The sequence below is a fragment of the Streptomyces sp. CG4 genome, from assembly GCF_041080655.1.
In the GTDB taxonomy this organism is placed as follows: domain Bacteria; phylum Actinomycetota; class Actinomycetes; order Streptomycetales; family Streptomycetaceae; genus Streptomyces.
Genome location: NZ_CP163525.1, coordinates 8,437,115 through 8,458,705, shown reverse-complemented (window position 1 = coordinate 8,458,705; position 21,591 = coordinate 8,437,115). Strand labels below are relative to the sequence as shown.

At 69.6% G+C, this 21,591-nt stretch carries 23 protein-coding genes and 3 pseudogenes; 15 read left to right on the top strand and 11 right to left on the bottom strand.

What is annotated here, in order from left to right; genetic code table 11:
• Window positions 1–390: 390 nt before the first annotated feature.
• The 3 genes from AB5L52_RS38945 to AB5L52_RS38935 form a co-directional block, all read right to left on the bottom strand.
• The gene (locus AB5L52_RS38945; RefSeq protein ID WP_369368022.1) at window positions 391–1,227 is read right to left on the bottom strand and encodes a hypothetical protein; all 837 of its coding nucleotides are present in this window, start codon (window positions 1,225–1,227) and stop codon (window positions 391–393) included.
• Entirely contained in the window at window positions 1,224–1,544 is a 321-nt protein-coding gene (locus tag AB5L52_RS38940; protein WP_369368021.1) for a PadR family transcriptional regulator, read from the bottom strand. Before AB5L52_RS38940 ends, AB5L52_RS38945 begins: the two co-directional genes overlap by 4 nt.
• Window positions 1,545–2,176: 632 nt before the next feature.
• Complete coding sequence (locus AB5L52_RS38935) at window positions 2,177–3,490, bottom strand: helix-turn-helix domain-containing protein (RefSeq protein ID WP_369368020.1); 1,314 nt, start codon at window positions 3,488–3,490, stop codon at window positions 2,177–2,179.
• A gap of 221 nt (window positions 3,491–3,711) precedes the next feature.
• Between AB5L52_RS38935 and AB5L52_RS38930 the strand changes: the two genes are divergently transcribed.
• The 6 genes from AB5L52_RS38930 to AB5L52_RS38905 are packed head-to-tail and all read left to right on the top strand — an operon-like array spanning window position 3,712 to window position 9,101.
• Window positions 3,712–5,151 carry a hypothetical protein gene (locus AB5L52_RS38930; RefSeq protein WP_369368019.1) on the top strand — a complete coding sequence of 480 codons (1,440 nt, stop codon included), beginning with the start codon at window positions 3,712–3,714 and terminating at the stop codon, window positions 5,149–5,151.
• 26 nt (window positions 5,152–5,177) lie between these two features.
• Complete coding sequence (locus AB5L52_RS38925; protein ID WP_369368018.1) at window positions 5,178–6,227, top strand: hypothetical protein; 1,050 nt, start codon at window positions 5,178–5,180, stop codon at window positions 6,225–6,227.
• Window position 6,228: 1 nt separating this feature from the next.
• Window positions 6,229–7,302 (top strand): hypothetical protein, encoded by a 1,074-nt coding sequence (locus tag AB5L52_RS38920; protein WP_369368017.1) that lies wholly within the window; start codon window positions 6,229–6,231, stop codon window positions 7,300–7,302.
• Complete coding sequence (locus tag AB5L52_RS38915; protein WP_369368016.1) at window positions 7,295–8,527, top strand: hypothetical protein; 1,233 nt, start codon at window positions 7,295–7,297, stop codon at window positions 8,525–8,527. Before AB5L52_RS38920 ends, AB5L52_RS38915 begins: the two co-directional genes overlap by 8 nt.
• Window positions 8,524–8,835 (top strand): hypothetical protein, encoded by a 312-nt coding sequence (locus AB5L52_RS38910; protein WP_351580540.1) that lies wholly within the window; start codon window positions 8,524–8,526, stop codon window positions 8,833–8,835. The genes AB5L52_RS38915 and AB5L52_RS38910 overlap by 4 nt, the downstream gene beginning before the upstream one ends.
• The gene (locus tag AB5L52_RS38905; protein WP_351580543.1) at window positions 8,832–9,101 is read left to right on the top strand and encodes a hypothetical protein; all 270 of its coding nucleotides are present in this window, start codon (window positions 8,832–8,834) and stop codon (window positions 9,099–9,101) included. Before AB5L52_RS38910 ends, AB5L52_RS38905 begins: the two co-directional genes overlap by 4 nt.
• A 223-nt stretch (window positions 9,102–9,324) precedes the next feature.
• Here the strand turns inward: AB5L52_RS38905 and AB5L52_RS38900 are convergent.
• Together AB5L52_RS38900 and AB5L52_RS38895 are read right to left on the bottom strand one after the other, a co-directional pair.
• Window positions 9,325–10,005: pseudogene (locus AB5L52_RS38900) on the bottom strand (phytanoyl-CoA dioxygenase).
• 239 nt (window positions 10,006–10,244) lie between these two features.
• On the bottom strand, window positions 10,245–10,697 hold the full coding sequence (locus AB5L52_RS38895) for a MarR family winged helix-turn-helix transcriptional regulator (RefSeq protein ID WP_351019199.1): 453 nt from the start codon (window positions 10,695–10,697) through the stop codon (window positions 10,245–10,247).
• A gap of 445 nt (window positions 10,698–11,142) precedes the next feature.
• On the opposite strand from AB5L52_RS38895, the gene nthB reads away from it, so the two are divergent.
• From nthB to AB5L52_RS38865, 6 genes and pseudogenes are all read left to right on the top strand, one after another.
• Window positions 11,143–11,808, top strand: a complete 666-nt coding sequence (gene nthB, locus AB5L52_RS38890; RefSeq protein ID WP_369368014.1) for a nitrile hydratase subunit beta — start codon at window positions 11,143–11,145, stop codon at window positions 11,806–11,808.
• Entirely contained in the window at window positions 11,805–12,404 is a 600-nt protein-coding gene (nthA, locus tag AB5L52_RS38885; protein ID WP_369368013.1) for a nitrile hydratase subunit alpha, read from the top strand. Before nthB ends, nthA begins: the two co-directional genes overlap by 4 nt.
• Window positions 12,401–12,757: a nitrile hydratase accessory protein gene (locus AB5L52_RS38880; protein WP_369368012.1), complete on the top strand. Its 357-nt coding sequence runs from the start codon at window positions 12,401–12,403 to the stop codon at window positions 12,755–12,757. Before nthA ends, AB5L52_RS38880 begins: the two co-directional genes overlap by 4 nt.
• Before the next feature lie 334 nt (window positions 12,758–13,091).
• Window positions 13,092–13,796: a hypothetical protein gene (locus AB5L52_RS38875; RefSeq protein WP_369368011.1), complete on the top strand. Its 705-nt coding sequence runs from the start codon at window positions 13,092–13,094 to the stop codon at window positions 13,794–13,796.
• 83 nt (window positions 13,797–13,879) lie between these two features.
• A complete protein-coding gene (locus AB5L52_RS38870; protein WP_351578547.1) occupies window positions 13,880–14,785 on the top strand; it encodes an NAD(P)H-binding protein in 906 nt (301 codons plus the stop codon).
• A 322-nt stretch (window positions 14,786–15,107) separates the two neighbouring features.
• Window positions 15,108–15,458, top strand: a pseudogene (locus tag AB5L52_RS38865) (MFS transporter); the annotation flags it as partial.
• On the opposite strand, the gene AB5L52_RS38860 reads toward AB5L52_RS38865, so the two are convergent.
• Complete coding sequence (locus AB5L52_RS38860; protein WP_369368009.1) at window positions 15,363–16,163, bottom strand: helix-turn-helix transcriptional regulator; 801 nt, start codon at window positions 16,161–16,163, stop codon at window positions 15,363–15,365. The pseudogene AB5L52_RS38865 and the gene AB5L52_RS38860 sit on opposite strands and share 96 nt — an antisense overlap.
• 157 nt (window positions 16,164–16,320) lie before the next feature.
• Between AB5L52_RS38860 and AB5L52_RS38855 the strand changes: the two genes are divergently transcribed.
• Together AB5L52_RS38855 and AB5L52_RS38850 are read left to right on the top strand one after the other, a co-directional pair.
• Window positions 16,321–16,536: a 4-oxalocrotonate tautomerase family protein gene (locus AB5L52_RS38855; RefSeq protein ID WP_351019219.1), complete on the top strand. Its 216-nt coding sequence runs from the start codon at window positions 16,321–16,323 to the stop codon at window positions 16,534–16,536.
• Window positions 16,537–16,637: 101 nt separating this feature from the next.
• Window positions 16,638–17,720: a Kelch repeat-containing protein gene (locus AB5L52_RS38850; protein ID WP_369368008.1), complete on the top strand. Its 1,083-nt coding sequence runs from the start codon at window positions 16,638–16,640 to the stop codon at window positions 17,718–17,720.
• A gap of 60 nt (window positions 17,721–17,780) precedes the next feature.
• On the opposite strand, the pseudogene AB5L52_RS38845 reads toward AB5L52_RS38850, so the two are convergent.
• A pseudogene (locus tag AB5L52_RS38845) lies at window positions 17,781–17,903 on the bottom strand (transcriptional regulator); the annotation flags it as partial.
• A gap of 145 nt (window positions 17,904–18,048) precedes the next feature.
• Complete coding sequence (locus AB5L52_RS38840) at window positions 18,049–19,122, bottom strand: alkene reductase (RefSeq protein ID WP_369368007.1); 1,074 nt, start codon at window positions 19,120–19,122, stop codon at window positions 18,049–18,051.
• A 114-nt stretch (window positions 19,123–19,236) separates the two neighbouring features.
• On the opposite strand from AB5L52_RS38840, the gene AB5L52_RS38835 reads away from it, so the two are divergent.
• The gene (locus tag AB5L52_RS38835) at window positions 19,237–19,662 is read left to right on the top strand and encodes a MerR family transcriptional regulator (protein ID WP_369368006.1); all 426 of its coding nucleotides are present in this window, start codon (window positions 19,237–19,239) and stop codon (window positions 19,660–19,662) included.
• Here the strand turns inward: AB5L52_RS38835 and AB5L52_RS38830 are convergent.
• The 3 genes from AB5L52_RS38830 to AB5L52_RS38820 form a co-directional block, all read right to left on the bottom strand.
• Window positions 19,621–20,010 (bottom strand): AQJ64_40280 family protein, encoded by a 390-nt coding sequence (locus tag AB5L52_RS38830; RefSeq protein WP_351766902.1) that lies wholly within the window; start codon window positions 20,008–20,010, stop codon window positions 19,621–19,623. The genes AB5L52_RS38835 and AB5L52_RS38830 overlap by 42 nt on opposite strands.
• A 148-nt stretch (window positions 20,011–20,158) precedes the next feature.
• A complete protein-coding gene (locus tag AB5L52_RS38825) occupies window positions 20,159–20,446 on the bottom strand; it encodes a hypothetical protein (protein WP_351578568.1) in 288 nt (95 codons plus the stop codon).
• A 661-nt stretch (window positions 20,447–21,107) separates the two neighbouring features.
• The gene (locus tag AB5L52_RS38820) at window positions 21,108–21,554 is read right to left on the bottom strand and encodes a heme-binding protein (RefSeq protein WP_369368005.1); all 447 of its coding nucleotides are present in this window, start codon (window positions 21,552–21,554) and stop codon (window positions 21,108–21,110) included.
• Window positions 21,555–21,591 lie beyond the last annotated feature (37 nt).

Genomic DNA, 21,591 nt, shown 5'->3' with positions numbered 1-21,591 from the left:
CGCAGCCGCGTGAGGATCTGCGCGGCGAGCATGATCAGCGGCGGAGCGTGCCGAGCAGCAGCACCGTGAGACCAAGCGCAGGCCACGGCGGCGCGGCGGCCAGGTGTGCTGTCCGGGATCTTGGTGACAGGTGACGCGCCTTGGCTGGTCCTTGAATGGAACGAGGGCCTCTGTGTCCGGTATGTGGATTGCGAAGTCTGCGCCGACGCTCACGCGCCGATGCGAGGGGCACGTCCGCGGGCAGGCCGGCCCACTTGACGCGAGTTGGACTCCTCGCACGCGAGCACGAAGAACTGCCGCAACATGGCCTCCTGGCGCTGGGGTTGGTTCGCACCCCGAGCTGCCAAGAGGCCCTGCCTCTCGTGCACCGGCGCCGACGCGATCGCCCGGTCAGGAACTCTGTTCCCTGTGGAGCGCCGCCTTGGCCCCGCGACCAGAGCTGACCAGGGCTGCTGCAGAAGCGGCAACGGTGACGGCGAGCATGGGCACCGTGACCAGCTGGGCCGCGTCACCGGCATTCATGATCAACCCCGTGACGACCGCGACGCAGGCGATGCCCGTCGTCGTCACGGCGAACGCCACCGCAACCCCGGACAGGGCAAGCAGCCGCAAGACCTTGGCAGATGGCCGGCACCGGGTGATGGCGACGGCCGGTGCCACCGCCATCGTGATCAGGAACGCTACCGGCCCAAGCACCGCCAAGGCCGCGACCCAATAGGAGAGCGGGTCGATGGAGGCGAACGCCAGGAGGAACGGCGCGATCAGCCACGTGGGCAGCGTCGGGGCAAGAGCCACCAGTGGGCGCCATGCGGCCCTGTTGCCGGTTCTGGAGGTTTCCGCAAGGAGCGCGAGGGCGCCGACCAGCAGGATGAGCCCGGTGCCGAACATGGCGTACTGCGCAACGTCGAGCAGTCGGCGTACCAGGTCCGGAGTCGGCCAGGGTTGCTCGGACAGGATGAAGTCCAGCATCGGCAGGGCATACAGTGCGGCGCACCAGGTGACCCAGGTGGTGGCGACGCTTGCCTGCATGCGGCGCCGGCGCCGTTCGGCGGACTCATCGGGCATCACCGGGCGAAGCCATGCCCGCAGCGCGCCGACAAGAAGGTCCGCGACGATGCTCGGGCCGGCGCCGGTGTCCTCGACCAGTGCTTCAAGTTCGCAACCGTAGCGCTCCCGGAACGAGGGAGGGTATGACCGCAAAGCCACCCGGGCCGCCATGTTGATCACGCGTTTGCCACCCCCAGCCGGGTCAACCCGGTGCGTGCGAAGCGGGCCATCGCCCGGAGTTTGTCGTCGAGCACGGTCTGGCCCTCCGCGGTGAGGCGGTAGGGCCGCCGACGCTCGTCCTCGTCCAGCGGCGCGACCAGGCCGCGTTCCTCCATCCGCGCGATGGCGGCATACAGCGTGCCTGGTCCCAGCCTGATGGATGTCTGTTCCTCGACGTCCTTGGTGATCGCGTAGCCGTGCTTCGGGCCATCGGCCAGGCTGGCCAGGATCAGCAACGCGGGTTCGGCCCATCCAACGCGGTCCCGTTGACGCGGCATCAGGCACCTCCTTCGCCCCTCCTGATACTACGTTATACGATACTGCGTAGTACGTAGTAAAAGTCCAATGCGGCAGTACCCGACCACGATGACTCTCGCAGCGCCCCGCCCACCGTGGAGTCCACGCTGACCAGCGGCAGTTCCACCTGCCCCGGCATGCCCCCATGGTGATCATCCCGCCCATCAGCCGCTCGAAGACGCCCACTTCAGGCCCTGTGCTCGCGGCCCGTGGACGACGGCGCCGTGCGGTGGCGGTCCCTTGCCGACGGTGCCCGTACGCGTGCCCGTACCCCAAGGCGACGTCGTTCGGAGGATCTGTCCGGCTCGATGCCGGTTCAGGTAGCTGTGATGCCCTCGACGCCGCCGTCGGTGCCTGGTTCGCCCACCGCGAGGCAGACCGGACCGGCCCCGCCCGACCGGCGTTCCCGCCCTGGCCGTGGACGGCAAGACGGTCCGAGCCGCCCGCCGCGCGGACGGCACCCGGGCCTACCTTCTCGCCGCGATGACCGGCACCGGCACCGGCAAGGTCATCACCCAGCGCGAGGCCCGGCAAAGCAGGTTGTTCTGGCCGAGGCCACGCGGATCTGTGCGACTCCGCGGATCCGGCTGCCCTGACCGCAGCCGGCAGCGTCTCATGTGCCGCCCCTTGCCGCATCGTCGCCGGAGAGGTCGGTGCGCACGTATTCGCGGACGCTGCTGGTGATCAGGTAACGACCGTTGGTCGAGCTGTGGTTGACCAGGCCGTGAGCGACCAGGGGGCGCAGTTCGGTGATCACGTGGATGCCGGGTGCGTGGTGGCGAGCCGCCGTGTGGGCCTCGTCGAGGGTCCAGGCGGAGGGGAGACGAGTGGCGAGGACCACGAGCAGGTCCCGTTGGCCAGGAGTGAGCAGCTGGACGCTTCCGGCGATGGTCGCCGTAATGGCTTTGTGGCGGGCGGGCCCGTCGCGGTGGGAGTCGGCGAGTATCTCCAGGTGGCGGCCGGGGGTGTCGAGGCGGTCGGCAATCTGTTTGAGGGTGAGTGTCTCCGTCCAGCCCGCGGCGAGTTCGAGGGAGAGCGGGAGCCCTGCGACGGCCCGGCAGATGCGGGCGAGGTCCACGGCCGCATCGTCACCGGGGTCCCAGTCCTTGCTCAGCATTCCCGCGTAATAGTGGAACAACTGTCCGGACGAGGTGGTCAGGACCTGCTCGATCGTCGGCTCTTTCCCCTCGGGGACGGCGAGCATGCAGAGCCGGATCCGGTGTTCGCCGCGCAGACCCAGGGGCGTTCGGCTCGTCGCCAGGATCGTCAGGCGTGGGCACTCGGCGAGCAGGTGGGCGATGAGCGGCGCCGCGCCGGGCAGTTGCTCGACATTGTCGAGCAGGAACAGGACGTGCCGTGCGCCGATCATGCGGGAGAGTTCGGTGTGTTCCCGCACGGCCGTGGCGGGTGAGAGGGCGGCACCGATCGCGGGGGCCGGGTCGTGGTCCTGGGGAACGGCGGACAGGTCGGCGGCATGGCATCCACCGGAGAAGCGTGACCCGGCGAGTTCGAACGCCCGGGTCGCGGTCCTCGTCTTCCCCACGCCTCCGGGACCGGTCAGGGTGGCGAGCCGGACGTCCTCGCGGCATATCGTGTCGACAAGTTCGCCGAGCTCGCCGTCGCGCCCGATGAGCCGCGTGGGAGGTACGTACACCGGTGCGCCGCCCCAACGGCGGCCGTCGATGCAGGCGTCCCGTCCCATGGACGAGGTACGGCTGTAGGGCCAGGCGAGTACGCGTTTGCGCTCCTCGCCTGCCAACTCCAGGGCGCCGGCGAGCAGCAGCGCCGTGTCGGCGCGCGGCTTCACCTTGTCCCTTTCCAAGTTGGAGATGGTGCTCTCGGAGACGTTGGCGCGTCTGCCGAGTTCGCTCTGGGTGAGGCCGGCGAGCTCACGGAGCTCACGCAACCGCTGACCGTTGCCGTGCATATGGCTTACTGCTCCCTCACCACCGGGGGTGAAACGTCGGCAGTATCCTCATCGCCCCGTTACGGAGGAAAGGCTTCCATCCGCAATTGGCCGCGTTATCCCGCAATTGCGGTAACAGCTCACCCGTAGCTTGGAGTTGCGGCCACAGGACAGGGTCTGTCGATGCCGGTGGACGCCTACGGTCAACGCATCAGCACCCTCGATCCGGAAGGCCGGAGGCGATGGCCACGAAACCTTCCCTGCCGAAACCCGTCCAGGAGCTCGTGGTTGACGGCGTGTACGCCACCAAACGCAATCTCACCCTCATTCGCACCACCGACACCAGGATTGCCGCCGAAAGCGCCGCCCTGAACAAACAGCTGGAATTCGAAGAGAAACTGACCCATGCGAAGATCGCGGCCGACGTCGGGGTGCGCATGGTCGAACTCGCGGGCCGCACCAAGATGAGCAAGGCCGACCTGGCCGTCAAGATCGCGATGACGACGCTGTCGGTCGGCACCCAGGCGTTCACCGCCTACCAGCAACAGCAACGCCTGATGAAGGAGTCGCGCGCCGCGGCCGACCGGCGGGCGGAGGAACTGGAGGAGCAGTTCGCACGCTCCTTGCAGGCGATGGACCGCAAGGCCGCGCTCGAGCTGATGGTGGCGCGCCGGCGCATCGCCGACGCCCAGTACCCCTTCGAGGCCGGTCCAGGAGCGCTGGCAAGCAACCTGGCACTGGCCTACACGCCCGGAACGCTCCCGCTTCTGCTGGTGATGTCACCCGCTGCGCACCATGACGGTGACGGTACCCGGTGGAAGGGAATCAGCGCCCGGGCCGAGATGGAACTGCAGGAGTACCACACCCGGACGCTGCTGCGCCCCGTCCTGGCGGACCGGTCCTTCACCTGGCCGAACCGTCCGTTGTACGAGGGGGACTTGGCCGGTCGGCCGACCATTGTGCTCGGCTCGAAGGTCACCCGGGAACGCCTGACGGTCTGGCTGGGCGGATGCCACCTCGACCCCGCCGCCAGCCCCCCGGTCCAGGACAGCTTCGACGTCCTCAAGCTGGGCTACCTCGACGCGCACGTCTGGACGCCGGAACTCGTCGCCCATGTCAACGCCACCAGCTCGCTGCCGCAGATCTTCGAGATCCCCCAGCCGGGCAGCGACCCGATCCTGCTCGACCGCCTCAACCAGGAAGCAGCCGCCCGTGCCATCGCGCTCTGCGCGGTCGCCGCGATGGACGCCTACTATCTGCTGACCAAGCCCGGCTACGACGAACAGATCGATCATGCCGTGCGGGCAGCGGCGCTGTTCGGTGAGGACTGGCCCGTCGACCAGACGCTCCCTCTGTGGCAGCTGGCCGACCCGGCGTACCACCTGCTGCACCGGGCTCGCCGCTACCTGCGCTCCGGCGACGAGGCGGCGGCCGAACTGGAGACCTGCCTGGCCCTGAACATCCTGGCCGGCCACCGCACGGTCCCGCTGGACGCGACCACCGACGAACTCGCGCGAGAAGCCGTCCACGGCAGCGCCGCCCGCCACCACCTGCGCCTGGCCACCGCGATCCTCAGCGAACTGCCCGACACCCGCGACGCGGCGGCAACGCTGCGACACGCCCTGCAGACCATGCCCGACCAGCCCGGCATCGAAGCCTCGCGCGACGACGACCTGCTGTGAATCTCCGACCCGGAGGGAGAACCCTCATGGACACCCTCACCGCTCCCCATCTGGACGCCGTCCTGTTCGGCATCCCCGGCGCGGACACCAGCGGCCATCTGGCCGCCGCCTATGGGACGTTGTGCCGCGGGCTGGCCGGAATCGGCGTCCGGGCCGTCCAAGGTGCCGAGCACGAACAACTGCACACCGCTTGGCGACGCCTGCAGCAAGCCCCCACGGCCCCCTGCCGGATTCCTCCCGACCGCTACCGGATGCGGGCCAGTCACCGGGCCGAAGAGATCCGTCAGGTCACCCTCGTGCATCTCCCGCCGGACGCCTTGCCCCCGACGGGCACCGAAACCGACAGGACGCGGTCCTTGGACCGGGCCTTCGCCACCTGCGGCGCGCTCATCATCTGCCTGCCCGCCCGGCAACTCGCCGACCAGGACGGCACGCCCGGACTCACCGGCCTGACCCTGCGACTGCACAAGACCCTCACCGAACGCACTGCCCCGCTGTCGGTCGCCTTCGCCTTCACCCACGACCCGGCCCTTCCGGGAGCACCGGACGACCTCCGACCGGCCCTTCCGGGAGTATCGGCCGACCTCCCACCGGCCGTCCGGGAACTGCTCGACTACACCGCCGCCATGAACCACGTATCCGCCGCCGTGATCCACATCCGCCCCGGAGCCTCCGGCCAGGACCACGCCGCGCCTCTCTTGTGGTCCCTGCTGCACGGCTCAACCCGCACCGCCTCCGAGACCCCGCCACCGGCACACACGAGAACGGCGTTCAACAGCCGATCGGCAGTGCCAGCCGCCGTCTCCGGAGCAAGGGCCGGCGCCCGGTGGGGTCCCACCGGCATGGTTGTCGGTGCGGTGATCGGTGCGACCCTGGGCGGCGCGGTCGGCGGCCTCCCGGCGAACCCCGACAGCGAGAACCGACCTCAGGGCCCGACGGACACCGTAACCGCGCCGAAGACCGGCACGGCCACCCCCGAATGGAAAGCCCGCGCCGAGCAGCTCCTCAGGGCGTCGTCCATGATCCCACTCGGCGCGGACCCGATGCCCAGCGACCGTGGCGAAGGAGGCCGGTGACATGGCAGAGGTTCCCCGCAAAGGGGTGTTCCTGGCAGGCGCGACAGGATCGGGGAAGTCCACCTTCCAGATCGGCATGTACGCCACACTCGCCGGCGGAATGATCAGCGGCTGCTCGCTGCACTGCCGCGATCGCCGACTGGGACTCGAACTGCTCGGCCTCTGGGACGAGTTCGCCGACACCGGCAAGCTCCCGCCCATCACGGCCCGGGGCGTCGCCGTCACGTACCCGTTCACGTTCAAGCTGGGGATCGAGCCGTGGCTCGACTTCGACATCATGGACTATCGCGGCGGCGTGTTCACCGAGCTGGATGAGGCCCAGGACGAGGTGGCGGCGATGCTCCAGCATCTGAGCCGCTCCTCCAGCATCTACCTCGTGCTGGACAGCAGTTACCTGACCGCTCCCATCACCAGCAAGAACCGGGGCATCGTCACCCGGAAATTGCAGCTCAACCAGCTCGCCGACCCCCTTGACCGGGCCATCGCGCAAGCCCGGCAGGAGGGGCGGCCCGCACCATCGGTGGTGTTCCTGCTCACCAAGTCCGACAAACTGCGCCCCCGGTTCTCCTCCGGAATCCCCACGTCCGAGGAGTGGCGGGACCTCATCGACGACCTGGAACAGCTGATGCCGCTCGTCTTCAGCACAGGCATCTCCGCCCTCGTCTGCCCTGTCCGCATCGGGCGCATCGACAAGGACCACGGGGAGGCCGATCCCAAGAACCTGCACCTTCCCATCGCCTTCACCCTCCTGCACCACCTCCAGGCCGACAGGAACACCGTCACCGCCCAGCTCGCCCAGCTCCAAGGGCGGCTTACCGCCGTCTCCCGGGTGAAGGACCAACTCGACCAGAAGCTCTTCAAGTTCGCCCGCGTCAAGGCGGAACTCGCGCAGGCCGACCAGAACATCGCCCAGTTCAAGAGCCAGATCCGGGCCGCCAAAGCTGACCTGGCGGACATCGACCAGCGGACCGAGGAGCTGGCCAGGCTTCTGGACCGGGTACCGATCCTGCAGGACGGTGTGGTCGTCAACATGGACCTGGCCGACCCCGGCACCACGGAGACCTCCGATGCCTGACCTTCCCGCCCAGCCACCCGCCTCCACCGAAGCGTGGGCCGACGTACTGGTCAGCCGTACCCTGCGCGCCGACAGCTGGTGGCGTGCCGAACCTCCGGGCTCCCGCGCTCTCGTCCGCTCGCTGTGGGCGGCGGTCCTCGGTCGCAGCATCCAGCACGATCTCGACCACGGCGCCCGCTACGTCCTGCACCGTACCGAGGACGGCCGGGTGTTCGTCGGAGCCGCCTGCATGGCCGGCGACCTGCGCGACATCAACATCCGCGACCACGTGAACCGACCCATACCGATCATGATCGGCTGGCTGTCCGAATCCGAGCCCGGGCACGTCCCTGCACGCGCACAACTCGAAAGCAACCTGCGACGCTGGGCCGCGCCCGTCCTGGCACACTGGCTCGACGACGTGTGGGCCGCTCCGGACGGGCACCTGCTGCGCGATCCCCGGCCCAGCCCCTACCAGCCTCCCCTCTGGGGGGACACCGGCCCCAAGGACGTGCCACCGCTCGAACACCCGGCGCTCGACGGGCACGTATGGCTGTACCCGGCCGGGACGGCAATGGACGACCTGTGGCTGTCCTCGGCGGCCGACAGCCGCCCCTGCACCCTGATCACCGGCTGGGCCAGGCACACCATGGCCGATCTCACCCTCGCCACGCACATCAGCGCCGAGGACGTCGTGGAACCCCGTAGTGTGCCCGCATCGGACGTCAGGGACGTCAGCACCTCGTCGGCCATGCCATCGGCCTCGCCGCGCGACACCTTCTCGGATCCTGACACCGCCCTCGTCCTGGAACCCGACACAGGGCACGACGAAGAACCCTCGCCAAGGCGGCCGGTCCTGACGAAGCTGGCCGGAGCAGGAGGCTTCTCGGGAGCGGGAGCGGGAGCCCTGTTGGCTTCCCAGCTCGACCAGACCCCGCAGTACATTTCGCTGGCTCTCGCAGGTGCGGTGATCGGCGCTGCCCTCGGCGGCGCTGTGGGCACGGCGATCGGTGGGCGACGAGGCGGGGAGCAGGGAGGGAGAATCGCCCAAATCGGATGGGATGTCATCAGGAGCGAGGCTCGCAGAACTTCGCGGCGTGAACCCGATCCGCGAGCCGCTCGCGCCGAACTCCCCGAACTCCCCGAACTCCCCGAGCCCGAAGGATCCCCGGCGTCCCCCACCCTCAACCGCTCCCTGTTCGGCCGCCGCAATCCGGTGCACCGTGATGAGGAGGACCTCCTATGACCTCCCGCTCCGCCAACAGCGGGCTGCCGGCCAGGAGAGCCAAGGCCCGTTTCGTCGGAACCGTCGTCGGTGCCGCCGTCGGCGCGGTCGTCGGCGCCGCCGTGGGGGTGGCCAGAGGCGCCACCGCAGGAGCGGCCGAGGCCCTGCGGTGGCACGAAGCCCGGTCGGGCGCCGCGCACACCAGCCAGGGCGCCGAACCCTCCTCGCCGTCGGCCCGCACCGACCACAGCGTTCCCGAGGCAAGGCTCGACGGCCTGTTCCCCAAGCCCCACCGTGCAGCACCGAACGATGAAGGAGACCTGCTGTGACCTTCGAGCCGGATCCATGGAACCCGACCGACCAGTGGTCCTCTGACCCCGAGTCGTGGGAAAGTCCGTACGCGGACGACCCGTTCACGGACGACAGCGATTCCGCGGCTCTCACCCCGGTCGCCGAAGACCCGGCAGCGCCCGACCCTGACGTCCGCTTCGGCAGCGGCGGCTACTCCGGAAGCTACGACGGCATCGCCGACTGCTGGTTCAGCAGCGACGGCTATGTCTACGCCCCTGACGGAACCCGCGTCGGCGCCCACTGACGAAGGCAGTCACTTCTCGCCCTCAGGCAGCGAGAAGAGCGTCGAGATCACGAATGAACTCTCCCATGCGCCCGCTCAAGGTTCCCCACGGTGACACGCCCGTCATCTCCGGATGCCAACTCCTCCGCTCGTGCCGTCGCCGACAGACTTGGCGCGGCGCTGCCTGACATGCCGCTGCCGGGCACTGGTGCTCCGCCCAGTTCCAGGAGCGGATGAATCATGTCTACCCGGCGCTGCAGTCGGTGCCGTCCCCGTCCGGACCGGGGGTGTCCTGTCCCAGGCCCCGACGGATCGCGATCTCCACGGGTGAGTGCGCGCCGTCGGCCCGCTCCGGTTCGTACGGTGGAGCCGGCATCAGCGGCGGCTGGGCCATGAACCGCGGCCGTACGCCATGGTGCGGTTGCGCCGCGTGCACAGGGAACGGATGGCATAGGAAGACGTCGCCCGGGGACCCGGTGGCGAGGGCGAGTGGCCGGTGGTCGGACGCCGCCACCAGGTCGGGCGCAAGGGTCAGCCCGCTCGCCCCGTCCTCACCGTACTTCTCCAGCACTTCGGCACGTCGAGGTGCGAGCCGACCCGGATCCGGGTCAGGGTGTCTCCCCTCGATGTGCCAGCCCGCGTCGTCCGGCTCCTCCTCGTGCGGGAAGCGCAGCGGGAACGTGCCCAGCGAGTAGCGCGGCTCCCAGCGTCCCACGCCGACGAGCAGGTCGTACGCGCGCTGCAGGGACGGGGAGTTGGGTGCGGCGGCGAACGGCCCCTGCGCCATGCCGGCCACCCCGTGCGCGGGTTGCGTCCACGTCGCTGGATCGTCCGGGTCACAGCCCGTCTCTCGCCACAGCAGCCGCGCGCAGTCCGCGGCCACACGCGGCGCGACGGCGCCTCCACACGACAGCGACTGACACACCGCCCCGCATCACGGTGCTGGGTGGGAGACGAGAACGTGCTCGGTCTGGCTGGCTGGCTGGCTGGCTGCGGGTCGATGACACCTACCAACTATCATCACTCACCGTAGCGCTTGCGTCTGTTTCCACCTGTCTCCGGTGGTCGCAACAGGTGGGCATAGTGAACACCGCTCGTGTCGGACGAGCGGCGGTCCGGTGGCGCGTCCGGATGGCTGCGATCGGCCTCGATGGCGTTCCGAACCTACTCGGCCCAGGGTTCGAAGCCGGTCTGGAGGACGGCTCCGAGGGATGTGCGCAGTTGGGCCGCCTCGTCGGCTCCGAAGCGCTCTTCGAACTGGGCTTGCACGGCTTGCCACAGTGGCAGCGCGGCCTTCATTCGGGCGAGGCCGTCAGGTGTGAGCGTGACGATCCGTGCGCGGCGGTCGGTTGCCGATGGCTCGACGGTCACCAGGCCCTCCCGCGCGAGCGGCTTGAGGTTCGAGGCCAACGTCGTGCGGTCCATGGCGATCGTGTCGGCGAGGCTGGTTATCGTCATCTCGTCGTGAGTGCTGAGCTTCTGCAGGATGCTGAACTGGGTTGCGCGAAGTCCGACCGGGGACAGGGCCTTGTCGTAGGTGGCACTGAGGTACCGGGACGCCTTGCGAAGCGCCAGGTTGTTGCAGGGGTCGTTCAGGTGGGTCGGTGCCGCGGTCATCTTTGTCCTCCAGAGCGTGCACGCCCATGATAGGAGCATGTGCTCGCAGATGTGAAGGGGCACTCAGTTCGCGCCTACGGGCACAACCCCCGTCGAGCCAAGGGGTCGCACCTGCGGATACGCGTCAGCGCATCGGCGGCAACCGTGACGCCACCTTCCAGCCGCCTTCAGTGTGAGTTGCGCCGCCCTGGGTGACCGGACCGCTGGGCCGAAGCGCCCGGGCTTGCCACTCTGCGAATACGTGCATATGCTCGTAATGCTTGCGGAGCTCATGGTTCAGACACCGACACCCCCGGCCGCCGGCGAATCGGCGCATCCGCCGAACGGTGTCGCACGTGCCGCAATGGCGCGTTCGGGCCCGGCCCGGCCAAGACGCCGAAGGCGCCATCAGCATAAAGTCAGTAACACGCGTATCCGTCATCACGGACACGTGAGAGGTGATGTCATGGATGGTATTGCCGACATGGGAGGAACCCCTGGCTGGGGTCCCGTGCAGCCACCGAAAAAGAACGAACCCGTCTTCGCGGAGCCCTGGCAGGGCCGGGCCTTCGCTCTGGCAATCTTGTCCAATCGGGTGTCCGGAGGGAATCTCGACTCCTTCCGGCACGCGCTGGAGCGCCTGGACCGGGCCGCCTACCTCGAGGAGGGCTACTACGGTCGCTGGCTCAACGCCGGAGAGCTGAGACTCCTCGACAGCGCCATCCTGGCGCCTGGTGCGGTCGACGCCCGCGCCCGCAACCTCCGCGGCGAGCACGTGGAGGAGCCCCCGATCCCGGCGCCGGCCAAGCCCGACTACACGCCCGCCGCCGAGGGCACGCTGCGCTCCGTAGACACTGCGCCCGCGTTCGGCGACGGTGAGCACGTGCGCGCGAAGGACATGTCGCCAGCCGGACACACCAGGCTGCCGCGCTATGTGCGAGGGCATATCGGCGTTGTCGACATGGTTCAGCCCGCCGGCGTGCTGCCGGACACCAACGCCCACTTCCTGGGCGAGAACCCGCAGTACGTCTATTCGGTGCGGTTCGACTCCCACGAGCTGTGGGGCGCCGACGCCGAGTCCTTCGACCTCACCGTAGAGCTTTTCGAGAGTTACCTGGATGCGACCTCATGACCACCACCAGCGGACCGGACGAGACCCTTCCCCCAGCCCTGCGCACCGAGGCGCTTGAGCAACTGCTCACCGAGCGGGGCCTGATCGACCCGAAGATGATCGACGGAATCATCACCACCTACGAGACCAACGTCGGTCCGCTCAACGGCGCCAAGGTCGTTGCCAGGGCCTGGACCGACCCGGAGTACCGTCGCCGGCTGCTCGAGGACGGCACGGCCGCCATCAAGGAAATGGGCTTCGGAGGGTTTCAAGGCGAGCACATCGTCGTCGTGGAGAACTCCCCCACCATGCACAACGTAGTGGTGTGCACGCTGTGCTCGTGCTACCCCTGGCCGGTGCTGGGCCTGCCGCCGGGCTGGTACAAGGACCCGGCCTACCGCGCGCGCGTGGTGAAGGAGCCCCGCGCGGTGCTGTCGGAGATGGGGCTCGACCTGGTCGACGACGTGCAGATCACCGTCCGCGACTCCACCAGCGAGGTGCGGTGGCTGGTCCTGCCCGAGCGTCCGGCCGGCACCGAGCACCTGACCGAGCAGGAGCTCGTGCCGCTGGTGACGCGGGACGCGATGGTGGGCGTGGCGAAGGTGGCGGCACCGTGAGCGCGCCGCTGGACATCGAGGGCCCGGCCGCACCGCCCCGCTCCAACGGGGAGCTCGTCTTCGCCGAGCCGTGGGAGAGCCGCGCCTTCGGCATGGCCGTCAGCCTGTACGAGGCAGGCGTGTTCACCTGGCCGGAATTCCAGGCCGCACTGATCGCCCGGATCGCGGCCTGGGAAACCTCGGCAGCCCCAGGTGAGCCGTACAGCTACTACCAGCTGTGGCTGGCCGCCCTGGAGGACGTCCTCGCCGGCCTGTGCGCCGTTTCCCCGGATGAGGTCACCACGCGCACCCGAGCTCTGGCGCAACGCCCCGCAGGCCACGACCACTCCGACGGCCACGACCACCCGCACTGAGCCGCAACCGCCTCCCGGTCTCAAGGCAATGCAGTGTGTGCCGGCGTGCCGGAGGGTGCATGCGGTATCAGCACTTGCCACGTCCCAGATACGAGCATATGCTCCTAAGTGTCGATGGGGCCTCCTCCTTCCCGCGAGGATGCATGCTCCACGCGCGCATCCCGACCAGGCGGCCGTCCGCTGGGGAGCGAGAGGGCGGTAACTGGTGCGGCGCAGCGGGAGCTGCGCGGGCGTCCGGGAGCAGTGTGTCGGTTGCGCCCTATCCAGCGGCTTGAGCCCTGTCCAGCAGAGCAGCGCGCAGAGCGCGACTGCGGTACCAGCGAAGGAATCTTCTATGTCTGTCGAGAACAAGGTGCTCACCAACAAGGTGCTCACTGCGGCGGCGATGGTCACCATGGTGGGTGGCCTCGGTGTGGCGGGAACGCTGTCCGCGAGTGCGGCCACCCCGGAGTGCGGCGACAGCTGCATCAAGATCTACAGCACCGAGTTCGGCACCTCCGAGCAGCCCAATCTGGTCGAGACCGTGTACCAGGGAGCAGCCAGGGTCGGCCGGCCCACCGCGATGTACCCCGTCAGCAACACGGACCCGGCCGGGGACATAGTCGGCCACCGCAAGGGCCTGGTCACCGACTTCTACAAGGACGGCTTGGTGTCCGCCGAGGTGAACAGGCACTACGGCAACCTGACCGCGGTGGAGGTCGAGTACGTGCCGCACGGCAAGCGCACCGGCCTGTGCGCGGGCCTGGCCGACACCGCGTACCAGAACGAGGGCCTCACCCTGCAGAAGTGCGGCACCTCCGCCAAGACTGTCTGGATCATCAACACCGCGGACTCACCCTCCACCGCCCCCCAGGGACACTTCCCCCTGGTCAGCGGCTCGACCACCAACTTCACCCACCCCTACGCCATGACCGCCACCCACAGCGGCTCCACGCGCAGCCGCCACCAGACCACGGCACCCATGCAGATCCGGGTCACCAAGCTCACGGGCTCGCCCTACCACGTGCCCGCCGGCCAGCTCTGGGGCACGACCAAGTAGGCGGCTCTCCCCGAGCCCTCAGCGGCCCTGCTGCGGCGCTGCGACAGCCATGTTCTCGATGAGTCATTAAGGAAAACAAACTGATGGTTACCAGCAATCTCGTTCTCATTCCCGGCGCCGGCGGCGTAGGCCGCAGCGTCTTCGAGTATCTGCGCGCGCAGGACGTGCCGGTGCGCTTCATGGTTCGCAGCGAGGACGAGCGAGCCGCCGAGTTGCGCAGGCTCGGCGCGGAGGTCGTCATCGGCGATCTGACCCGGCCCGAGACCGTCGCGGCCGCGCTGCAGGGTGTGTCACGGATGTACTTCGCGATGCCCGTGTCGCCGGACCACCTGCTGGCGGCCGCCGTGGTGGCCTCCGTCGCGCGGGAGTACGGACAGCTGGACGCACTGGTCGACCTGTCGCAGATGACGGTGTCGCAGATGACCGCCACCAGCACCTCGGAGTCGCACCAGCAGCGGCTGCACTGGCTGGCCGAGCAGGTCTTCGACTGGTCGGGCCTGCCGGTGGTGCACATCCGGCCGACATCGTTCCTGGACAATCCCCTCTTCACCGCACTGGCGGCGCGGACGATCCAGGAGAACGGCACGATCGCGCTGCCGTTCGGCACCGGACGCACCTCGCCGGTGGCCGTGGACGACGTCGCCAGGGTGGTCGCCACCGTACTGCGCGACCCGGCCCCGCACATCGGGCAGGTCTACGAACTGACCGGGCCACGGTCGGTCGACATGAACGAGTTGGCGCGGGAGTTCTCCCACGCGTTGGGACGGCCGGTGACCTACGTGGACGTGCCCCCGGAGAAGTGGGAGGCCGAGGCGCTCGCCAAGGTGGGCCTGCCGCCGCACGTCGAACGGCACATCGCCGTCATGGCCCGGCTCCACCGGGAGAACCGCTATGACCGCACAGCCGACGGCGTCCAGCGCGTGACCGGCACCCCCGCCCAGTCGATCGAGGAGTTCGTGGCCGCTCGCAGGGACTTCTATCTGGGCTGAGCCCCCTTTCGTCAGGGACATAGGTGCGTCAGGGACATAGGTGCGCTTCGCCGGGTCGGCATGCACATACCCAAACCCTTCATGGCCATGGCGCTGGCAGCGCTCTCGGCAGCCGTTGCCGTGGGCTGCTACGCCCAGGTCTTCTGACCATCGCCGACGCTCGAAGGGGTCAAGGATCGCGTGACCCCCTGAGCGGACTGCCCCTTCATACAAGCCGATCCGCATGTGATCGGCCTCGCCGCGGGCCATTTCCGTATCCGATCCCCTACATCAGGGGGGAACCTCCAACGTGTACCGATCACTCCTCGTACTGACCGCTGCAATGTTCGCCATCGGCACCGACAGCTTCGTGATCGCCGGGATCCTGCCGGGCGCGGCCCACTCCCTCGGTGTCGGCGTCGGCACCGCAGGATGGCTGATCACCGCCTATGCCTTCTCCTACGCCGTCCTCGGCCCCGTCATGGCAGCAGCCACCACGCGGTGGCCGCGTCGCAGGCTGTTCCTCACCGGGCTCGGCATCTTCGTCGTGGGCAACCTCCTGACGGCCCTCGTCCCCGTCTTCGGCGTGGCCCTGGCCTCACGGGCGGTCGCCGGGCTCGGCGGCGCCCTGGTCAGCCCCACCGCCGTCGCTGCGGCCGCCGCGCTCGCGCCGCCTGAGCGCCGGGGACGCGCCATCGCCACGGTCCTGGCCGGCCTCAGCGCCGCGACCGCCCTTGGCGCCCCCATCGGCACGGGTGTCCCACAGCGCCGCGAACTCCTCGCTGTGCCGCCGCAACACGCCCACAAGACCGTCCACTTCGGCATCACGGCCGCGCCGGGCAGCAACCGCCCGCAGGTCGGCGACGAACACCCGGGACTGGTGCGGGTGTTCGTCCGAGGGGTAGATCGCGCGGGAGGCGGGATCGGTGAACCAGCGGTGGATGAAGCTCGCCCTGGCCCCGCGCCTGGTCGGCTGCCGGCCCACGAGCGCGATGGCCGCCTCGTTCTGTACGAGGGTCTCGTGCAGGTCGGTGATGATCTGCGCGGGAGTCGCCGCGAGCCGGTCGAGGAGCGCCAGCAGCCCCGGCGTGATGTGCGCGGTCAGGCCGCCCGCGGCTGGGGGCACGGGACGCTCGGCCAGGTGGAACAGATGGTCGCGCTCGTCGCCGCCGAGGCGCAGCGCACGGGCGAGGGCGGCCAGGACCTGCGCCGACGGCCGAGTGCCGCGCCCGCGCTCCAACTCGGTGCAGTAGTCCGCCGACAGGCCCGCGAGCTGAGCCACCTCCTCCCGCCGCAGCCCGGGTACCCGGCGGCGGGGCCCGGCGGCCAGACCGACGTCGCCCGGCCGGATCCGCGCCCGCCGGGACTTGAGGAACGCGGCGAGTTCGGAAAGGTCCACGCCCGCATCGTGCCGTGTACGACGCGTGCGAACCAGGGGCCGGCAACCGCAGGGTGTGCACAGCCTGGTTGCCGCCCGCAGACCGGGTGATGGTGGGAGGGCGGCGAGCGCACGACGTCGCGGCTCACCCATCCGAACCCTGGCAGGAGCGAAACCGATGCCGTACGCGAACTTCAAGGTCCCCGCAGGCACCCTCACCGACGAGCAGAAGGCGCAGATCATCACCCGCACCACCGACCTGTACAGCGAGATCTACGGCGAACGTGCCCGCGCCACCACGCTGGTGCTCGTCGAGGAGGTGCCCGACGGCGGCTGGGGCATCGGCGGCCACGTCCTGACCGCCGCCGAGATCCAGCAGCCGCCCGCCGGCTGACCGCACCTCCGTCGGCGCCGGCCCGGCCCCGCGCATCCGTGGCCGGGTCGGGCCGGCGCCGACGGCCACCCCCCACCCGCAGGAGCGAAAGGCAAGCCGAGATGCACCGACGCGACGTTCTGATCCGTGGAACGGCCCTGCTGGCCGCGCTGGCCACACCCGCCGTGCCGGCCCACGCCCATCCCGGACCCGTGGAACCACCCGGCTCACCGGGCACTCCGAGCTCACCGGTCCCGCCCGAGTACCGCAGCGGGTGGCAGACACTGCCGCCCATAGGAGGCGGCGCCCGACAGGAGCACGGTGTCGTCGCCCTCGGCAGCAAGGTCTACGTGATCGCGGGCATAGCCCCGACACCCGGCGGCGGCTTCACCACCACCAACCGGGTCGAGGCCTACGACTCCCGGACCGGGCGCTGGTCGGACGTCGCTCCGCTGCCGGTGGCGATGAATCACCCCAACGCGGCGGCGGTCGGCGGCAGGATCTACGTACTCGGCGGCCTGTCCGGTGGGGAATCCTGGCAGGCGCTGCGCGACGCCTATGTCTTCGACCCGCGCACGAACCGGTGGTCCCCCGTGCCCTTCATGCCGCCGGGCACCGAGCGGGGCAGCGCCGCCGTCGGCGTACACGGACCGAAGATCTACCTCGCGGGCGGGATGCGGACACTGACGCCCCAGCCCGGCGGCCTGCAGGACACCGTCGATGCCGTGTCCTGCTTCGACGTCACCACCGGCCGTTGGGAATCGCTGCCCAGCCTGCCCGAGGCCCGCGACCACGCCGGTGGCGCCCTGATCGCGGCGACCCTGTACGTCGTCGGTGGCCGTGACCGGGGGCAGGCCCACGTACGGGGCGAGGTCTACGCCCTCGACCTGCGCACCCGTCGGTGGAGCCGGCGTGCCTCCATGCCGACGGCCCGTGGCGGCATCGCGGCGGCGGCCATCGGCACGACGATCTACACCTTCGGCGGTGAAGGAAATCCGGCACCCGGATCCCAGGGCGTCTTCCCCAACACCGAGGCGTACGACACCACGCGCGACCGCTGGCAGATCCTCGCGCCCATGCCGGTGCCCCGCCACGGCACCGCCGCTGCCGCCGTGGGCAACACGATCCACATACCCGGAGGAGGCACCAAGGGCGGCGGCGCCCCCGTGGACACCCACGACACCTACCCCCCGCACGGACGCTGACCCGGACACGTTCCTCCGTAGATCAGCAGTGTCCGTTCCGGCTGTTCGGCCAAGTGAAACGCGGTGTCGAACGTCCCGGGCCGCAGGTTCGAGGAAGACCCAGCGGGCGAAGTTCGCCGACCGGTCCGGGGCCGTGGTGAGGTGCGGAAACAGCTCGTCGGCCGCCTCCTTGTAGCTGAGCACGTCGTAGGTGCCGCCGATGGCGTACGCGGGGGTGGCCGGAGCAGGAGCGGGACCATCGCCACCTCGGCCGCGAGCGGCTCAGCTACTTCGGGCTCGGCCACAGGCGCGTGTCCGGCCAGCCGGAAGAGGTGACCGCGCGTGCGCGTCAGGCCGTGTGCTGGTAGGCCGGATAGGTGAGGTAGCCGGTGTCGCCGCCCTGGTAGTACGTGTTCTCGTCGACGGGGGCGATCGGCAGGCCGGTGCGGAGGCGTTCGACAAGGTCGGGGTTGGCGAGGAAGCCGCGGCCGAAGCTGATCAGGTCGGCGCCCAGGCCCAGCCAGTGGTCGGCTTCCGCGCGGCCGGTCTGCTTGGGGCCCATCGGGAGGACCGGATTGACGATCAGGGTTCCGGGCCAGGTGCGGCGCAGGCCGATGAGCACCTCTTCGTCCGTGGTCATCTCCAGGTGGACGTAGGCGAGTTGGAGCCGGTCCAGTTCGGTCAGCAGTGCGGTGTTGAGGGCGAGCGCGTCGGTCTCCTCGACGCCCCAGAAGCCGCCCCCTGGGGAGAGCCGGATGCCCGTCCTGGCCGCGCCGATCGCGTCCACCGTCGCGGCCACGGCCTCTACGGCGAACCGGATCCGGCCCGTGATCGTGCCACCGTAGCGGTCCGTGCGCCGGTTGGCGTTGGAGGAGAGGAACTGGGAGATCAAGTAGCCGTTGGCACCGTGGAGTTCGACTCCGTCGAAGCCCGCGTCGATCGCGCGGCGGGCAGCCTCGGCGTACGCGTGGGCATGCTGGGGCACCTCGGCGGTGTCCAGTGCGCGGGGCGTGGGTGCGGGCTGCGGGCCGGTCGGGGTGAAGACGTCACCCACTGCGGCGATCGCCGAGGGGCCGACGGGCTGGTGGCCGGTCGTGTCGGGGTGCGAGACCCGGCCGCCGTGCATGAGCTGGGCGAAGATCCGCCCGCCGTTGATGTGTACGGCGTCGGTCACGGCACGCCACGAGGTTACTTGCTCATCGGTGTGCAGTCCGGGCGTGCCGGGGTTGGACTGCCCGATGAGGCTGGGCTGCACGCCCTCGGACACGATCAGTCCGGCTGTCGCGCGTTGCGCGTAGTACCTGGCCATGGACGGTGTGGCGAGGCCGCCGGCCGCGGCCCTGACGCGGGTCATCGGGGCCATCACCATCCGGTTGGGCAGGGTCAGGTCGCCGAGTCGGTAGCTGCTGAACAACGTCGTCACGTCGGGCTCCTCCGTCCGTATCGTGTGCCCGGATGCCGGGCACAGCGCTACGCTAAAACCTGACATGGATGTCAGAGGCAAGCGGTGTGGCGTGGTTCACCAGGGGAGGCAGTCGTGCGGATCGGCGAGCTCGCGGCGCGTACCGACGTCAGCGTCCGGTCGCTGCGCTACTACGAGGAGCAGGGGCTGCTGACCAGCAGCCGTAGCGCCAGTGGACAACGGCATTACACGGAGGCCGAGGTGGAGCGGGTGCGATTCATCCAGCGCCTGTACGCGGCGGGCCTGTCCAGTCGTACGATCGCCGAGCTGCTGCCCTGCGTCGAGACACCCAGCGAGGGCAACTCCGATGCCGCTCTTGAGCGGATGGCGCAGGAGCGCAACCGGCTCACCGAGCACATCGACGAACTCCTGCGGACCCGGGCCGCATTGGACGGCCTGATGGCCACGGCACGGGCCCATCGGGAGAGCGAGGCAACCGCTTCAGGTGTCCGGTCCGGGTCAGGTGAGGGGACGAGCGCCCCACGCGTTCTGGAGAGCTGACTGCACGCCTTCCCCGAGAACCAGGTGTGTCATCCCGCCTGGCAGGGTGGGCAGCTCAGCCCAGTGAGTCACGGTCTCATCACTGGCCAGGCCGTGAGGCAAACGGACAACGCCGTCGGAGTCGACGAAGCAGTCCCTGTGCTCCGCCCCGTCCTCACTCCGGTGCACAGTCGTGAAGACCATTGGCCTCACCAGCCAGAATTCCTCACCCAACGCCGTATCGGCCCCGGACTCAGTGGCGCTGTCAGCTGGATACCGGCCCGTGATCGCCGCTGCCACCGGTGTACCGCTCCGAGGCAGCCTCTCGCGTGCGTCAACCCACGTCACCACGGTGTTCAGATTCGTCATCTTCACCCTCGCTTCGGGCACTCGGCACATCGTCTTCTGCCCCTATGCCGACGCCCGGCATAGTGACACTGCCCCGACCCCGGCATCTGGCAAGACCCACCGGCGCGCGCGAGGGTTGCTCGAGCCGGAACGAGCACGGCCGACGACGTCAGGTGCGTTCCGGCTCGTTCGTCTCCTCGGTAGCGGCGGTCCGGGCGCGACGGCGGCTCAGCAAGGTGCCGCCAGCGACCACCAGGCCGATGGCGATGACCCTGGCGGCCTGGTAGTAGCCGGACGCCGGCTCCTCCGGGGTGCCGGGCAGCCGGAAAAAGACCCACACTGCCGCGAGACCCCCGAAGACGATCAGTGCGACAGCCCCCCACGTCCCGAGGCCCGCCCACCAGGGCCCGGGGTCGTAACCCCGCTCGTCGGTCTGCTCAACGTCCTTGTCGGCCACGGTCAGTTCTCCTGGGCGTGTGGTGGCGGTCGCGCGGGAAGACGCGGGCCGGGCGCGGAAGGTTCACCGGGCTGCACGTTCCCTGCTGGAGCCGCATCCTGCCAGCCGACGAAATCCCCCGCCGCCCAACCCAGATGAACGACTCCCGCAGGGGTGCCGGCGCCCTCCCGGCTCACGTGCTTCCAGCGGTCGAACCGGACATCGCCGCGCATTCCATCGCCATGACCATCAACTCGGCGAACTTATGTGGTCACAGCGCCGGGGGCACCGGGCAGGTGCCCCTCACCGGTCCGCGTGTGCCCCTCAGCCGTGGCCCGCACTGCCGAGAGGCACTGATCCGTAGGGGTCTGCCAGGTCGCGTAGTCCCTCGTGTCCGGCCCGTGGCTCGGTTGCCGTGTCGACGCAGGCCACGCGCACACCCTCACCGAGGGTGCCGGCGCTGCGTGAGTCCGGTCGTCCTGACGCTCGACCGCCGCACACCACCACCGAGCGTCTTCTCCGGCCGCCTCAACCGCACGATGGCGACCCTGGCCCGCAGCAACGCCGGTGAGGACGCAAGCCCACCCTTGGTGGGAGATCTTCGACGCGATCCGGTTGTAGCTGGTCTGTGCGGGCCATGGAGACCGTCGGTCGGGCTTCTCAGGGCTTGGATGACACCTCGTCAGTGAGTGGGCAGCTCGAACCCGAGGGCGACCAGGGCTTCTTCGGCGGCCTGCTGGTCCTGCTCGTAGCTGCCGCCGGAGATTCCGAGACCTCCCACACACCGACCGTTGTCGACGATCGGGTAGCCGCCGCCGACCGCCATCAGGCGGGGGTGACCGGCCAGCGGCGCGACCCGCGGATCAGCGAGGTAGTCGTTCCACACGTGGGTGGGGATGTGGAAGGAGGCCACGGTCCAAGCCTTGTCGACAGCCACCTCGGCGGCGAGGAAGGGCACGCCGTCGGCGCGGTCGAACGCCTTGAGGTGCCCGCCCGGGTCGGTGACGGCGACGGCAGCGGCGAAGCCGATCCGGGCGGCGGCCATGTGCACCGCCGCGACAAGTGCACCGGCGGCGGCCTGAGTGATCGAGGAGGCGGGGCAGGACTTTTCGAGCGTGTCGGTGTTCATGAACGGTTCCCTTTGTAACTGTGTTGTACGGGTGGCG

Excerpts from the sequence above, each read along its gene's own strand:
- AB5L52_RS38935 (WP_369368020.1), bottom strand. The coding sequence starts at position 3,490 with ATGCACGGCAACGGTCAGCGGTTGCGTGAGCTCCGTGAGCTCGCCGGC.
- AB5L52_RS38870 (WP_351578547.1), top strand. The coding sequence starts at position 13,880 with ATGGTTACCAGCAATCTCGTTCTCATTCCCGGCGCCGGCGGCGTAGGC.
- nthB (WP_369368014.1), top strand. The coding sequence starts at position 11,143 with ATGGATGGTATTGCCGACATGGGAGGAACCCCTGGCTGGGGTCCCGTG.
- AB5L52_RS38930 (WP_369368019.1), top strand. The coding sequence starts at position 3,712 with ATGGCCACGAAACCTTCCCTGCCGAAACCCGTCCAGGAGCTCGTGGTT.
- AB5L52_RS38820 (WP_369368005.1), bottom strand. The coding sequence starts at position 21,554 with ATGAACACCGACACGCTCGAAAAGTCCTGCCCCGCCTCCTCGATCACT.
- nthA (WP_369368013.1), top strand. The coding sequence starts at position 11,805 with ATGACCACCACCAGCGGACCGGACGAGACCCTTCCCCCAGCCCTGCGC.
- AB5L52_RS38915 (WP_369368016.1), top strand. The coding sequence starts at position 7,295 with ATGCCTGACCTTCCCGCCCAGCCACCCGCCTCCACCGAAGCGTGGGCC.
- AB5L52_RS38875 (WP_369368011.1), top strand. The coding sequence starts at position 13,092 with ATGTCTGTCGAGAACAAGGTGCTCACCAACAAGGTGCTCACTGCGGCG.
- AB5L52_RS38940 (WP_369368021.1), bottom strand. The coding sequence starts at position 1,544 with ATGCCGCGTCAACGGGACCGCGTTGGATGGGCCGAACCCGCGTTGCTG.
- AB5L52_RS38895 (WP_351019199.1), bottom strand. The coding sequence starts at position 10,697 with ATGACCGCGGCACCGACCCACCTGAACGACCCCTGCAACAACCTGGCG.
- AB5L52_RS38830 (WP_351766902.1), bottom strand. The coding sequence starts at position 20,010 with ATGACGAATCTGAACACCGTGGTGACGTGGGTTGACGCACGCGAGAGG.
- AB5L52_RS38910 (WP_351580540.1), top strand. The coding sequence starts at position 8,524 with ATGACCTCCCGCTCCGCCAACAGCGGGCTGCCGGCCAGGAGAGCCAAG.
- AB5L52_RS38855 (WP_351019219.1), top strand. The coding sequence starts at position 16,321 with ATGCCGTACGCGAACTTCAAGGTCCCCGCAGGCACCCTCACCGACGAG.
- AB5L52_RS38850 (WP_369368008.1), top strand. The coding sequence starts at position 16,638 with ATGCACCGACGCGACGTTCTGATCCGTGGAACGGCCCTGCTGGCCGCG.
- AB5L52_RS38920 (WP_369368017.1), top strand. The coding sequence starts at position 6,229 with ATGGCAGAGGTTCCCCGCAAAGGGGTGTTCCTGGCAGGCGCGACAGGA.
- AB5L52_RS38925 (WP_369368018.1), top strand. The coding sequence starts at position 5,178 with ATGGACACCCTCACCGCTCCCCATCTGGACGCCGTCCTGTTCGGCATC.